General features: G+C 42.1%; 12 protein-coding genes and 1 tRNA gene. 1 reads left to right on the top strand and 12 read right to left on the bottom strand.

Annotated elements, in window-relative coordinates; genetic code table 11:
- Window positions 1-155: 155 nt before the first annotated feature.
- From PLH26_RS13270 to PLH26_RS13250, 5 genes are all read right to left on the bottom strand, one after another.
- On the bottom strand, window positions 156-1,163 hold the full coding sequence (locus PLH26_RS13270) for a virulence RhuM family protein (protein WP_324586509.1): 1,008 nt from the start codon (window positions 1,161-1,163) through the stop codon (window positions 156-158).
- A 10-nt stretch (window positions 1,164-1,173) separates the two neighbouring features.
- Window positions 1,174-2,781, bottom strand: coding sequence for a type I restriction-modification system subunit M (locus PLH26_RS13265; RefSeq protein ID WP_324586508.1), 1,608 nt, complete (start codon window positions 2,779-2,781; stop codon window positions 1,174-1,176).
- A gap of 2 nt (window positions 2,782-2,783) precedes the next feature.
- Complete coding sequence (locus tag PLH26_RS13260; RefSeq protein WP_324586507.1) at window positions 2,784-3,833, bottom strand: AAA family ATPase; 1,050 nt, start codon at window positions 3,831-3,833, stop codon at window positions 2,784-2,786.
- Window positions 3,834-3,944: 111 nt separating this feature from the next.
- Complete coding sequence (locus PLH26_RS13255; RefSeq protein WP_324586506.1) at window positions 3,945-6,911, bottom strand: type I restriction endonuclease subunit R; 2,967 nt, start codon at window positions 6,909-6,911, stop codon at window positions 3,945-3,947.
- An 85-nt stretch (window positions 6,912-6,996) separates the two neighbouring features.
- Entirely contained in the window at window positions 6,997-7,206 is a 210-nt protein-coding gene (locus PLH26_RS13250; RefSeq protein WP_324586505.1) for a helix-turn-helix domain-containing protein, read from the bottom strand.
- A gap of 272 nt (window positions 7,207-7,478) precedes the next feature.
- Between PLH26_RS13250 and PLH26_RS13245 the strand changes: the two genes are divergently transcribed.
- Window positions 7,479-8,042, top strand: coding sequence for a hypothetical protein (locus PLH26_RS13245; RefSeq protein WP_324586504.1), 564 nt, complete (start codon window positions 7,479-7,481; stop codon window positions 8,040-8,042).
- 578 nt (window positions 8,043-8,620) lie between these two features.
- Here PLH26_RS13245 and PLH26_RS13240 read toward each other — a convergent pair.
- The 7 genes from PLH26_RS13240 to PLH26_RS13210 all read right to left on the bottom strand — a co-directional run.
- On the bottom strand, window positions 8,621-10,000 hold the full coding sequence (locus PLH26_RS13240; protein WP_324586503.1) for a Fic family protein: 1,380 nt from the start codon (window positions 9,998-10,000) through the stop codon (window positions 8,621-8,623).
- An 871-nt stretch (window positions 10,001-10,871) separates the two neighbouring features.
- Window positions 10,872-11,135 carry a GIY-YIG nuclease family protein gene (locus PLH26_RS21790; RefSeq protein WP_502876387.1) on the bottom strand — a complete coding sequence of 88 codons (264 nt, stop codon included), beginning with the start codon at window positions 11,133-11,135 and terminating at the stop codon, window positions 10,872-10,874.
- 102 nt (window positions 11,136-11,237) lie between these two features.
- Entirely contained in the window at window positions 11,238-11,480 is a 243-nt protein-coding gene (locus PLH26_RS13230) for a GIY-YIG nuclease family protein (RefSeq protein WP_324586501.1), read from the bottom strand.
- Window positions 11,481-11,492: 12 nt separating this feature from the next.
- Window positions 11,493-11,564 (bottom strand) — tRNA-Arg (locus tag PLH26_RS13225).
- 198 nt (window positions 11,565-11,762) lie between these two features.
- Window positions 11,763-12,341, bottom strand: coding sequence for a MarC family protein (locus PLH26_RS13220; RefSeq protein ID WP_324586500.1), 579 nt, complete (start codon window positions 12,339-12,341; stop codon window positions 11,763-11,765).
- 139 nt (window positions 12,342-12,480) lie between these two features.
- Window positions 12,481-13,602: an acyltransferase family protein gene (locus tag PLH26_RS13215; RefSeq protein ID WP_324586499.1), complete on the bottom strand. Its 1,122-nt coding sequence runs from the start codon at window positions 13,600-13,602 to the stop codon at window positions 12,481-12,483.
- Between the two features lie 15 nt (window positions 13,603-13,617).
- On the bottom strand, window positions 13,618-14,763 hold a 1,146-nt coding region (locus tag PLH26_RS13210), incomplete at its 5' end, for an acyltransferase family protein (protein ID WP_324586498.1).

Here is a 14,763-nt window from a genome sequence, read left to right as displayed (position 1 = left end):
AATTTGGAACACTTCTATTATTTTGTTTTTTTCTCTGCATTCTGGTCATTTGTTTTCGTTGCTAAAAGACATTAAGGATTGGTTATCGCAACCATTTCGTTGAAACCAACGAGATGGTCTTCTATCATTTTCCTGACGTCAGGAAGATGATACTTTTACTTCTTCCTGTTTTTTATTTCCTGCTCTAGCTTTTTTATTTCCTCCATATCTCCTGCATCAGCCTGCTGCGCTTCTTCTGTTTTTCGTTTGGCATCAAATTGCTCATACACCTTTTCTATCATTTTCTCCATTTGGGCATTGCTGATGCTACCTTTGTGGGTTAATACCGGCTTGTCGTTAAGCGCTAAAATTTTATCTACATTCTCTCTCCAAAAATCCATTGTAATATCCAGCCGGTTTTTAGCCCTCAATTCAGCAGTTTCTAAAAACACTACTACAAAACGGTTCAGGCTGTCTATTTCATCTTTCGATAAATAATTCTTGGCAGTAAAAATATCCTGCTTTCTTACAACACTGCCTTTCCAACTGGTAAGCGACATGTTGGGCTTACCGGCATCAGCACGGCTTACAATGATCTCCGCGGCTGTTTTACCTGTAACGGCAAAGAGTAATTTGTTTTGAGTTTCGGCAAAAAACATTTGTGTGGCTTTGTCGGTAGCATCGTAATCGTTGCTTAAAGCAAATAGATCCCTTACCTTTTGGTAAAAGCGTTTTTCGGAAGCCCTGATGTCCCGGATGCGGGCCAGCAACTCATCAAAATAATCCGGTCTGCCATCGGGGTTTTTCAGCCGCTCATCATCCATCACGAAACCTTTGATCATATACTCTTTCAAATGGCGGTTTGCCCATTGCCTGAACTGTGTTCCTCTTTTGCTCCTCACCCTGAAACCAATGGCAAGGATCATATCAAGGCTATAGAAAGCTACTGTATAATTCTTCCCATCAGCGGCAGTAGTTAAGTATTCCTTAATAACTGATTTTTCATTTAATTCATTGTCATTCAGTATGTTAGATATATGCATGCTGATATTCGGGACAGAGGTGTCAAAAAGCTCCGCCAGTTGTTGTTGGTTCATCCATACAGAACCATCCCTGGCATATAGCGAAACTGCTGCTTTGCCATCCTGTGTTTTATAAATGATTATGTTTTGTTCGTCTTTCATAGTAAAAAAATTAATCCATCAATCCCAATTCTTTCAAATACCCTTCAATCTGTTTGTCCAGATCACTGCGTTTGGCTTCTAATGTTTTTATTTCTTTCATCACCGCCTGTATGTCAATTTCTTCTTCTTCCTTAAAATTGTTGACATAGCGGGGTATATTAAGGTTGTAATCGTTCTCAGCAATTTCCTGTAAAGGGGCACGATGGCTATACTTTTCTATCTCCCTTCGGTTTTGGTATGTGTCAATAATTTTTTCAATATGCTCCTCGTTCAGCTTGTTTTGCCGTTTGTCTTTTTCAAAATGTTCGCTGGCGTTGATGAAAAGTACATCGTCAAACTTTTTGCATTTTTTCAGTACCAGGATACAAACAGGGATGCCGGTAGAGAAAAACAGGTTGGCAGGCAATCCTATCACCGCATCAATATTATTGTCTTTTAACAGCTTGGTACGGATGCGCTGTTCTGCTCCGCCGCGAAATAAAACGCCATGTGGCAGGATAATTGCCATTGTTCCTTCTTTGCCTAAGAAATGAAATCCGTGCAATAAAAAAGCAAAGTCTGCAGCAGATTTAGGCGCCAACCCATAGCTTTTAAACCGGAAATCTTCTCCCATTGCTTCTGACGGCTCCCAGCGATAGCTGAACGGCGGATTGGCTACAATAGCATCAAATTCCATTTTTTTAGCCGGGTTCATTTCGTTCAGTATATCCCAATCGTTCAGTAATGAATCGCCATGGTGAATATCAAATTCTGTATCCTTTACGCCATGCAGCAGCATATTCATACGCGAAAGGTTGTAAGTGGTAATATTTTTTTCCTGCCCGTATATTTTTCCAATGTTTCCGCCATTGTCTTTGATACGCTTTCTCACATTCAATAACAATGACCCTGAACCACAGGCAAAATCCAGTACCTTATCCAGTTTTTTCTTTTTTCCCAAAGAAGGGTCCTGGCTGTCCAATATTACGATCGCCGAAAGGATGTCAGAAATTTGTTGTGGGGTGTAGAACTCTCCGGCCTTTTTACCCGATCCTGCGGCAAACTGGCCTATCAGATATTCATAAGCATCTCCCAATATATCGGTATGGGTAGAAAACTTCGCAATGCCCTCGGCTATTTTTTGAATAATAGTGCAAAGCCTTTTATTTCGTTCGGTATAGCTCCTGCCAAGCTTATCCGAATCAAGGTTGATTTCTGAGAATAAGCCCTGGAAACTGCTTTCAAAAGACTGGGTTTCGATATATTTAAAACCTTTTTGAAGTGTGCGGAGCAGTTCGTCGCTTTGTGTACGCGCCAATTCTGCAATATTGCTCCACAAATATTTCGGCTCTATTACATAATGCACTTTGCGGCGCATTTGCTTTTCAAAGTCTTCTATATCTGCCTTATTCGCTTTGTACCACACCGACAAAGGCAGACGTTTATCATCTTTCTCCAATGCAGGATAATCTGCGCCCAATTCTTTTTTGGCTGCTGCTTCGTAGTTATCGCTGAGGTAACGTAAAAACAGGAACGATAGCATATAATCCCTAAAATCATCTGCATTCATTGCCCCACGCAAATCGTCTGCTATTGCCCAAAGTGTTTTACCGAGTTGTTGTTGTTCTATTGCGGTCATAATTATGTTGTTTGTATTGTTTCTTCAAGAAGAAGCACAGGTAATTCAAATTGATATTTTTCCAGAAAAGCAGTAAATATTCTTTTAAATAGATCCTTATTGTCTTCATTCATATCCACCGGTTCATAAACCGAATACTTGCCGTGGCTTAACAGGTTCAATGCCCTTTTGAACAACACGTCATCATCTATGCCATGAATACATTTGCCAAATTCTTTAAATCCGAAAAATGATGAGGTTTTTTCCAATATGCTTCTCAATATATTAAAGTGAAATGTTTTGATATTTCCTGATTCTACAGCCTGCTTTAGTTCACTCAAAGATGCGATATGATGAAAATATGGAGAGTCATTCGTTTTCCTTAGCGTATATGTATCTTTTGCATTTTTATGCAGGAAATATCTAAGCGACTGCTCATTTTTTAATTCATTGAACAAAACGTTGAAGAATAAGATGTGATGCGTTGAAATAACAGTTTTTATTTTACGTCCATTTTTCAGTAATAATTGCGATAAATCACTGGCCACCGCAATGGCATTATTGTCGTCTAATGAAGAAATAGGATCATCAATAAAAAAATATCTTACCCAGTTATAAGCTTCCGCGCCTTCAATTGTTAATTGGCAGATCGCTAAAAATACACACCATATAAAAATAGTTTCTTCCCCCCTTGAAATCTTAATGTTATCAATAACTTTTGTCTTTTCTATTAAATTTCCATCCTCTTCTTCTGCAATACGAATACTTTTACTAAAACTGATAGTCCATTTTTCGTAATCTATTTTATAATCAAAGTCAGCATATCGTTCCAGATAAGGAAATATCTTTTCTTCTAATGCCAGTTCCTTAAACCCGTTGAAAAAATTAGAATCAGCATTTATTTTAAGTACTCTTTCCCTGTTGTTTTCTAAATCATTGTCCCACTGAAAAAGGTCTTCTGTAAAAGCATTAAAATACAATGTGTCCCGCTTGCCTTCACCATTCTCTTTAGCCTTGTCTTTAAACAACATTGAAATACGGGTCTTACCGGTACCATTGTATGCATATAGCAATATAAAATGCTGATTTGGATTACCCAGATCATCCCTGAATTTATTACCCAGATCATCCAGGTTCTTATATTGATATATTGGCGACGGTTTGCTCATTTAAACATCTTTTCTTTACTCATATGCTTTCAACCCTGATATCTCCTGCCCCTGCGCTAATTTTTTTAATTGCGGTATCAGGTCTTGCATTAAAGCCAGTTCTTTTTTGCTGCGGTCTTTCCAGCCTAATTGCAACGGCTCTAATAACTCGCTTAATTTTTCACCGTCAAATATCATCCTGTTTAATATGCCGTCCACAAAGCTTTTCAGTGCGGCAGCCTGCAAGCCGTGCTTATGAGCGATAGCAGCAAGCTCTTGTGCATGTTTTTCTTCTTTAAAAGTTTCGTAACCTTCCCGTATTTCGGTTTCGGTAAGGCCTTTGCCTGTTTCAAGGCTATTAATATAGGCTACTATATCGTCTCTTTCTTCCATCAGGTTGGCGCTGGAGCTGAGCAGCTTTATGAGTTGCTCCTTTGTCATCTTTTGTTTGGCAGGTTTGCTTTGGGTGTAGCGGGCAATCAACGCCATAATATAATCGTAATCCACCAATGCAGAAGCAAAAAGCACAAATTCAAAATCTAATTGCTGCACAGGATCTTCACCATCGCTATCTCCGTTTTGTTTATCTTTCAGGCGTTTGGCCGTTTCCAGGTATGCCGCCTGAAATGAACGTAACTGTTCCTGCGGTAACAGTTGTTCAATTTTTTTCTCGTTTTCTGTATTCAGGTCGGTATATTGGTCAAGTTGCGTTTTGAGTCGTTGTACTTCCTTAAAGTGGTTAACAAATTCTGCACGGGCGGCATCGCCTTTTAGGTTGTTTACTTCTTCAGGCTTGCAATCGAGATCGTGATTCCGCATGAATTTACCCAGGGCTTCCACGGCCTTCTCGTATTTGCCAATTACTACCGGTGCGGCGTCCACCAGCCATATTTCTTTGGCGCTGCCGGCATCTTCACCGCTGAACAGCGCGATGGCTTCATCCACCGAAGCCTGTTGCCTGCGAAAATCTAAAACATTGCCATAAGGCTTGCTGTCGTTCAGTACACGGTTGGTACGTGAGAAAGCCTGTATCAACCCGTGGTATTTTACATTCTTATCTACATATAAAGTATTAAGATACTTGGAATCGAAACCCGTGAGGAGCATATCCACCACTATCATCACATCTATTTTGTTTTTATGTGCATAGTCGGTATTGCTGTATTTATGGTCTTTAATGCGTTTTTGCACGTCCTGGTAATACAGGTCAAACTCATTTATACTATGGTTAGAACTATATTGTTCATTGTAATCATTGATAATAGTCTTTAATGCTATCTTCTTTTCATTGGGATTTTCTTCATTGTCTTTTTTTTCCTGCGGCAGATCTTCCTGTATTTGCTGTACATCTTTATTACCCTCGGCAGGTGGGGAGAATACGCAGGCAATATTTAGCGGTTGAAAGGTTTCATCTTTATCTTTTCTTTCTTTTTGTCTTTCTTTGAACAGGTTATAGTATTCAATCGCTTCATTGATGGAAGCTGTCGCCAGCACAGCATTAAAACGACGGGAATTGGTGGCGGCATCATGCTTGTTTAATATAGCTTCTACCACTGCAATACGATGAGCGCCGCTTCCAATATTTACTTTTCCGTCCGGCTTAAAATAATCCACATGAAAGCGCAGCACATTGCGGTCGTCAATGGCATGAGTGATCGTGTAGGCGTGCAGTTGTTTTTGAAAAATATCATTGGTGGTTTTATAGGAGCCTGCAGTACCGTCTATTTGCTGATAGTTTGCATTGGCTTCAAAAATAGGCGTACCTGTAAAGCCAAACAATTGTGCATTGGGAAAAAATTCTTTGATGGCTTTATGGTTTTCGCCAAATTGCGAACGGTGGCATTCATCAAAGATGAACACCAGCCGCTTTTGGCTGAGCGGTTGCAGTTGTTCTTTATAGTTCCTTTTATTAGCAGGGTCGAGCGCCAACCCTAATTTCTGGATGGTGGTAACAATCACCTTATCGGCATAATCTTCCGATAACATACGGCGCACCAGCGTTTCTGTATTGGTATTTTCTTCTACACTTCCTTCCTGGAATTTATTGAACTCCTCACGGGTTTGCCGGTCGAGATCTTTGCGATCAACAACGAACAGGCACTTTTCAATTTCGGAATTATCTTTTAACAGCGTAGATGCTTTAAAAGAAGTAAGTGTTTTACCGCTGCCGGTGGTGTGCCAGATATAGCCATTGCCCCTGTTTTGTTCAATACACTTTGTAATGGCTTCCACAGCGTATATCTGGTACGGGCGCATCACCATCAGCTTTTGCTCACTTTCTACCAGCACCATGTAACGGCTTATCATTTCGCCCAGCCTGCATTTGGCTAAAAACTTTTCTGAAAAATCGTTAAGGTTGGGAATTTTTTTATTGTTTTCGTCTGCCCATTGATACACGGGTAGAAATTGTTCATCGGCATTAAAAGCAAAATGCTGGCTGCGGTTGTTGGCAAAATAGTAAGTATTGCTACGGTTGCTTACAATAAAGAGCTGCATAAAGCAAAGCAGCGAATTGGTATAGCCATTGCCGGGGTCGCTTTTGTAGTCAATGATTTGTTGCATGGCGCGGCGCGGACTTACTTCCAGCGTTTTCAATTCAATCTGCACTACGGGTACGCCGTTTATCAATAGTATTACGTCATAGCGATGGTTACTGTTTTGGGTATTCATCCGCAATTGGTTGACGACCTCAAAATCGTTCTTGCACCAGTCTTTGATGTTGACAAGTGTATATTGCAGTGGTGTGCCGTCTTCACGAATAAACGTGTTGCGCTGGCGTAAAGTTTTGGAAGCCGCGAATACATCGGGGTTGATAATCTCATCCCGTAGGCGGGCAAATTCCGCATCGGATAAAGTAACACGATTCAGCGCTTCAAATTTCTTTTTGAAATTTTCCTCCAGCGCCCTGCGGTCACGAATATCCTGCCGGACAGTATATTTAAGATCGCGAAGTTTTTGTACGAAGCCGTATTCGATTTGCGATTCATTTACTATTGAACTCATAATCAATGTTAAGCTTTTCCCGGTATTTAGTTGAGATTCGGTGCTTATGTAATTTTATTTATTTGAGTATACCAAACATTCTATTTTACTTCCTCACCAACAACTCGCACACATCCACTTCCAACACCTCCGCAATTTTAAATAATGTTTCAACCGTAGGCTGGTTATCATTCGTGCACCATTTTGATACAGCGGCTTTACTTACGCCTACCTGTTCTGAAAGCCAGATATTCGTTTTTTCCTTTTCAATAAGAACAATCTTTATTCGGTTAAAACGCCTTTTTTGTGTTGCCATAAGAGCTTTTTCAATAAGTGAAGTTGGTTGTACCAGGCAACTAACAGAAAAAGAATGAATAATAGTCAAAAAGAAAAAAATGATATAATTAAAGTTAATTAATTAACTTTAATTATATTTTTAACTATATTTGATCAACTAAAATAAACCTGAAATGTTTCCCCGAGATTCTTCATAAATGATCGTTCTCTTACCTTATTTCCACCAACATCACCATTTCCACCAACATCACCGCAAACAAATCTTACCTCACCACAGAAAAACATCCCATCATGCTATCACCATCACCACGTAAGCGTTTTCACAAGCCCTGCCACCTGCCCAATAATATAGGCAAGCATTTTTACGAAGGCCTTGAAGCTGTATTTGGGAACTTTCGTCTGCACGATTTCAGGGACACATTGAACCTGTGGCTGCACGCGGCCCTGGCCAGCGAGCAGAGCGCCTATGCAAATGGTGGCGAAAGGGAAGACCTGATGGATTTTGTGCAGCACCTGCACCGGCTGACAGAAGCTTTTTGCATCATCCATGCAGGCACACCGGCACAACAAAGCATACCAGCCTCTACTAAAGGATTGTTGGCCAACGCCAATCGTCCTTTTTACCTCAGCGAAGCGGAGCAGGGCAACCCGCATCAGGAGATACAGCAATTCCGCCAGACATTCCGGTACAGCTATGCAAAAGCCGAGCTGCTGGACTTGCTGGAAGCGGTGATCACTTACAATGGCGCGAAGGAAATAGCCCGGGCAGACCTGGTGATGTTTTACCGGCACCTGCTGTACCTGGTGAGGCTGGTATATAAGATGGATGAACGCATGATCTGTGAGATCGCCTGACGGTACTGAGGAAAAAGCTATTGATGATCTGTTATGTCTTAAGCTACAATCATTGCATATTTTAAAACTTCGTTTGAACGATTATAAAAAAATAAACCTGTCCATAACTTATGACATAACCGATCATCGGGCGGGAGACAGAAAAGAAAATCCTGAAAGAGATGCCCGGCTCCAAAGAGGCAGAAGTAAAGATGGGGGACCTGTTCAAATGACCGCACTGAACCGGAACATATTCAGAGCGAAGTTTCACCAGCGCGAACAGCCGGCGTTCGAATTTGCTATCAATATCTTCTTCCGGCAGCAGATTAATGTATTATCTCTTTATCCGTTTACTTGGGGTTAAGCCATTACATAATGTCGGTTTAGCTTTTTCCGGACACTTTATCTTTAAAGTACCCACTATTGGTCCCGGCACTGCCCATACCTGGCTCATCTTCAGGTTGGCGTGATCAAATGTATTGGCAGCCATGCTGGTAACATCGCTGCCACAGAAAAAATTAATATAGTAAAGGATGGTGAGGTTTTCTACATAAAAGGGAAAGCAAAGAGATGCCTGATGGACCTCGGCGAAAATAGATTTACCGATTTCCTACCTTCCATGTTTCTTTCCATCGATTAAATTCCGAAGGGCTGATATAATACCGGGCAAAATTGCCGTCATGAAGGGACAACAGTTCACTTTCGACAACTTCAATAAATTTCTGCCGGTCAGCTTCGCTAATCTTTGCTGCGTAGCGGTGAATGCTTTCAGATGCCTGTTTATAAGGGTAGGCATTTCTGACGATCTCGTTTACAAGGGTGCGGAGATCCGACCTGTACTTCAACCGGAAAGCATCCGGCTCTCCCACGGATTGGCGCACAGCAGCATAACGAAATGCAGATCGCTGATATGCCCAAATAAATACATCCTTTAAAAGTTCCACTCTATTCATTTCATAAACGCCGAGTAAACCGCTTATATACATATCATTTGGAACGTCAGTAAATGACAGAGGAGCCAGGTTGCGTTTTACCAGCGGAATATTGGCCGCCAGCCGGGATACCCGTTTGTTAACATCATCGAATGGCTGCAGGTAAGGGAGGTGTACCATGATAAAGAATACTTGTTCAAACGGATCATTGATCTGCCCGGCTTTTTCAAGTATCAGATCAAACATTTCCCCGATCAGTTGTGGTATGGCCAGTGGCGTAAATACAGACTTGTTGATTCCTGCAGGATGGTTTCTAAGCCGGCCTGATGCTGTGGGATCAGGAAGGAGGTTATCGGACAGTAACGCATGCAGGTTCAGAATCGTATATCGGTTAAAGTCAACTTCCTCCGCTCCATTTACAATAAATTCAATAGCATCCTTGTGATTTAAAATCATTTGGGCATCCATAGCAGATTTATCATCGGCGACAATTCCGGCAGCAATCAACCGCTCGGTATCCAGCAAAGAATAAGTGTTGCCTTCCAGGCGGCTTGAGTTCCAGGAAAGATCAATCAGGAGGCGACTTAAAATTTCACGGGCATATGTCCCCGCAGGATAGTCGGGCTGAGCTGTTTTACCCATGTCTGCCAGTAGTTTTTTATCTTCGGGCGTTAAGTAACTGTTCGTGTTAGGGATATAATTTTCCAGGAATTCACGGTGGTAGCCTGCGGGGGTGCGTTGTTCCACCGGTTTACTCACCTGGGAAAATATGGCTTTGGATGCTTCAGAAAGGGGTATGGGAATATCCGGGCTTTTCGTAATTACCGGAGTTACTGGCTGCCTGATCAAAAAGTAGCGGGTTGACCGGCCTGCTTTAGTTACCGATACCTCATGCTGCTCTATCAATATTTCCAGTCTTCTAAGTAACGTCCTCCAACTTATATTCAAACCACTGGCTTCCAGAATATCACTTTGACTTGCCCCTTCCGGGAAGCCTTGTAATACTTTTTTAATCACCTCCAATTCCTGTGTGTTAACCTTTGCCATATTCGTGACAAGATTAAATTATTCGTGACAAATGTAGCAAATAAATGTCACGAATATGGCTTTTTTGTCAAGAATAACCATATTTTGTCAGGAATAGTTTATCCCTGTCCGAATGGATCGGATTGGGATTCTATGAAGAGTTGTAGTTTAAGTTCTTTTGACAATTGTAGCATCGGGAATCTAATACATTCAAAAGTACCAAAACATTCAGAATTAGTCTTTCCTCATTAAAAGTTGCTGACTATCAAATATAGGTTAACTAAACCTATTTAGGCCTTGTGAAGGTTACAGGAAGATCAGACAAATTTCAGTCAGAAGAATAATAGGTGTTTTTGACAGTTTTTCAAAATAAAGATTGCCTACTGATCTATTGTGATATTTTCCCACGTAGGAGAAATAAAATTTGCGTGGCATTAATAGCAAAGAAGACCAAAGGTTTCTGAATACAACTGAAAATCAATGATGCTAAATTATTTGTTGACCTCGACAGGAATCGAACCCCCGCCCGAACGCCCGCCTGAACGAACTTTCGGGCAGGTGCCGCTCGGTACGGGCGGGTGTATCTGGAGCTTCGGAAACTCTTATACTATTCCTGCCCGAACGGCGTTCTGCCCCGCCCGAATAACTCAGTCGGGCAGGCGGGCCTGCCCAAACGGCGTTCAGTCTATATGTAAAAGGGGTCTGGTGAGCAGCAGTCCTCAAATCGGCTGCAATGAAGAACTTTGCTAAAAAATAAAAATTATGAAACAGCAAACTTCAGCTCCGTCCGAACCCCTGCATAAAGGTAAAACCCTGATAGATTATAAGGGAAAAATAATTTATGTAGGCATTGATGTTCACCAAAAAGCCGGGCGGGCCCGTCCGACTGGCGTCAGCCGGGCAAGCATTGTACTACAAGGGCAGTACCTTTTTTTAAATATCTTCTTCCAGCAGCAGATTTATAGTATTTTTCTCTTTCTATTGCTTCCTGTTCCGTTTCAAACGCTTCAAGATAGATTAAGGTGAAGGGAATATAAGGCCGGATTGATGCTGTCATTCCCGAATTGTGCTGGCGCAACCTTTTTTCAAGATCCTGGCAATGGCCTTTGTAATAATAATTGTGATTGGTGCTTTTTAAAATATAGGCGTAAAACATACAGAACGTTAGTAGCCTCGCCTGGAATCGAACCAGGATCTGGAGCTTCGGAAACTCTTATACTATCCCCGTCCGACTGGCGTCAGCCGGGCGGGCATTGTACTACAAGAGCAGTATCTTTTTTAAATATCTTCTTCCGGCAGCAGATTTGAAATATTTTTCTCTTTCTATTGCTTCCTGTTCCGATTCAAACGCTTCAAGATAGATTAAGGTGAAGGGAATATAAGGCCGGATTGATTCCGTCATTCCTGAATTGTGCTGGCGCAACCTTTTTTCAAGATCCTGGCAATGGCCTTTGTAATAATAATTGTGATTGGTGCTTTTTAAAATATAGGCGTAAAACATACAGAACGTTAGTAGCCTCGCCTGGAATCGAACCAGGATCTGGAGCTTCGGAAACTCTTATACTATCCATTGTACTACGAGGCCAGGAACTATTAAAAAGAACTACTTAATTTATACTATTGCCATCAAACCTATCGGCGGCCCTTCTATATAAGCCGCACGTTTTCGGAAACTCTTATACTATCCCCGTCCGAACGGCGTTCCGCCGGGCGGGCATTGTACTACGAGGCCAAACTAATTTGAAAATTCATTTTCAAATTACCACACTTTCAAATTTTCAAATTATTTAATCAGCCCATGCGCATTTTCTGCAAATATTTTTACGGCAATGGCGAGCAAAACTACACCAAAAAATTTACGCACGGCAATTAATCCGGCATTTCCTAAGATCCGGGCTATCAGGTTCAATGACCTTAAAACCACGTAAATGATGATAAGGTTAATAAAAATGCCGAGAAATATAGTGAGGTCGGAAAAATTGGCTTTAAGCGACATAATGGTGGTGAGCGTTCCGGAACCTGCTATCAGCGGAAAGGCAATGGGTACAAGGGTTGCCGCCTTTACATCTTTTTCACTCTTGAAAAATTCAAGTCCCAGTACCATCTCTAATCCCAGTATAAAAATGACCACCGATCCGGCTACGGCAAAAGTTTTGATATCCAGTCCCAGGATACGCAAAAACTTATCCCCCGCAAATAAGAACAGTATCATCAATCCCCCGGAAATGAGCGTGGCGCGCAACTCATTAATACCGCCTATCTTTTGTTTCAGGGAAATCAATATAGGCACAGACCCAATGATATCAATTACCGCAAAAAGCGTAAATATAACCGTTAGTAGTTCGCTAAAACTAAATGGCATAATTCCGGGTTTGTACAAAGGTATTGTTCCGGGGAGACAGGCCGCCGGATTAATGCTAAAAGTATTTATTCAGTCCCGGAATAATGAACATTACCCGGAAATTTCTCACTGACCACTTACTACTCACTACTCACCCCCCTCACACCCTCACATAGATCTTCTTCCGGTCCATCCAGTAGCCCACCAACCAGCACAAAAGCATAAAGCACAGTGCAAAGGCCAATGAACCCCAGGCACCGGGAAGTATTTTTTGAAAGATGCTGTTATTGATCCCCACAAACAGCGGCGTTTCCGGACCTGTTTTGATCATATAGAACACCACGTACAATATTTCGGATAAGATGTAGATGAACAAGGGGTTTCTGCCAAAAACCTGGAAAAAATAGGTTCCTTTTGTTATGGCTTTTATTTCTACAATAAAAACAAGTATGCCCAAAATGGCAAGGTCGAGCCCCACGGTATATAAAACGAAGGCGCTGGTCCAGAGCTTTTTATTGATGGGAAATACAAAATCCCAGAAATAAGCGATACAAAGCAGTACAAAGCCGGCAATCAGCAGCTTAGCCACCGTTTCAAAGCTTTTTCCCTTTTGCTGGATAAAAATACCTGCATAATACCCGGCTATTACATTTACAATGGATGGCAAAGTACTCAACAGCCCTTCAGGATCAAAAGCCACGCCTTCACCATGATACAAGTGGTTCTCCCCAAAAAGCATTACATCTAATTTATGCCCCGCATTGCCTGTCATGCTGTAATCTCCGCCAATGTACAGGATCAGCCAGTAACCCAGTAAAAAAATAACGCTTAAAGCCCATACCGTTCTTTTGGATAAGAAATGGATCATTAAGCCCGCAGCGCAATAGGCAAGGGCTATGCGTTGCAATACACCCAAAATGCGGGTATGACTGATGGGCGAAAGCTCGTACCCGCCTCCCTGCGCTTCCCTGAAAAAAGGAAACCAGTACATAAGGTAACCCAGGAGAAAAATAATTACCGTGCGCTTAAATATTTTACCCAGCACGCTGCCGGTTCCCATTTGCCGGTATTTGGGCATGGAAAAGCTCATGGCATTGCCCACAACAAACATAAAGGTGGGAAATACCAGGTCGGTAGGGGTGAACCCGTGCCATGAAGCATGCAATAAAGGAGCAAACGGCTCGGCGCCGCTTCCGGGGGTGTTTACAATGATCATGAAACAAATGGTCATGCCTCTCAAAACATCAAGGGCTAAAAACCGGGGAGAAGGAGCTTTAGTCATACAACAAAGGGATTATTATACTTTAATATAGATTTTTCTTTTGTTAAGCCACCAGGCAATAGCCCAGAAGATGAGGATATGAAAGACGGCATATAACAGGGAGCCGTTCATATTGCCAAACAAAGGAGCAAACACATGGTCGTACACCCAGCCGCCCAACCCTTTATATATCACCCTGCCTTCTTTCACTCCATCTGCAATTCTTACCAGCCCGTATAATCTTACCCAAATGCCGCTTAAAACAAAAATGAACAGGGGATTTTTGCCAAATACATCAAAAAAACGGCTCCAGGCGCCACGCCATTTTTTTATTTCAATGAAATATATCAGCATGGCCAATACAACAATTGCCATCCCTGAGGTATATATTACGAAAGAGCTCGTCCATATTTTTTTGTTGATCGGGAAAACGGTGTTCCAGCACAGCCCGGTAAAGATCAACAGCATGGCTGCAACAAATAGTTTTGTCAACAGAGGATAAAGACCACTCACTACCGGCACAGGCTCCTGCCTTTCCTCATCCGGGATATTCTTTTTCCGGATTATGAAACTGCCGGCCCAATAACCCAGTATTACCTGTACTACCGCGGGTAAGGTGCTCATTAATCCTTCAGGATCAAATGCCACTCCTTCCCCATGATACATGTGCGTTTCACCCAGCACTGCCTTGTCTATTGCTGTTCCAAACCAGCCCTGCAAGCTAAAAGGATCGGCACCGCCCCAAAACAGGCACATTGCCCAGTACAGGAGCAACAGCACCGCACCTGCAGTTAAAAGCTTTGCAGGGCGTAAATAGTAAATCATAACAGCAGCGAAAAAATAGCAGAGCGCTATCCGCTGAAGTACCCCCAATATCCTGAGGTTTTGGAGGGACTTCAATTCTAAAACCCCATCGGCATTGTATCTTACGAAAGGAAAAGCATTCAGGAAGAGACCAATACAAAATATCAATACTGTTCTTTTAATCACTTTTTTCCACATCATGGCACTGCCGGCTTCCCTGAGCCGTGGCATAGTAAAAGCCATGGCGTTCCCTACCGCAAACAAAAAAAAGGGAAATACGAGGTCGGTGGGAGTGCAGCCATGCCAACGGGCATGATCCAGGGGCGGGTATATGTATTTCCAGCTTCCGGGGTTGTTTACCAGTATCATAAAAGCTAC

The sequence above is a fragment of the Agriterribacter sp. genome (assembly GCF_035444585.1).
GTDB lineage: Bacteria > Bacteroidota > Bacteroidia > Chitinophagales > Chitinophagaceae > Agriterribacter.
The sequence above is the reverse complement of the archived record's forward strand: the minus strand, read 5'-3'. Positions and strand labels throughout refer to the sequence as shown.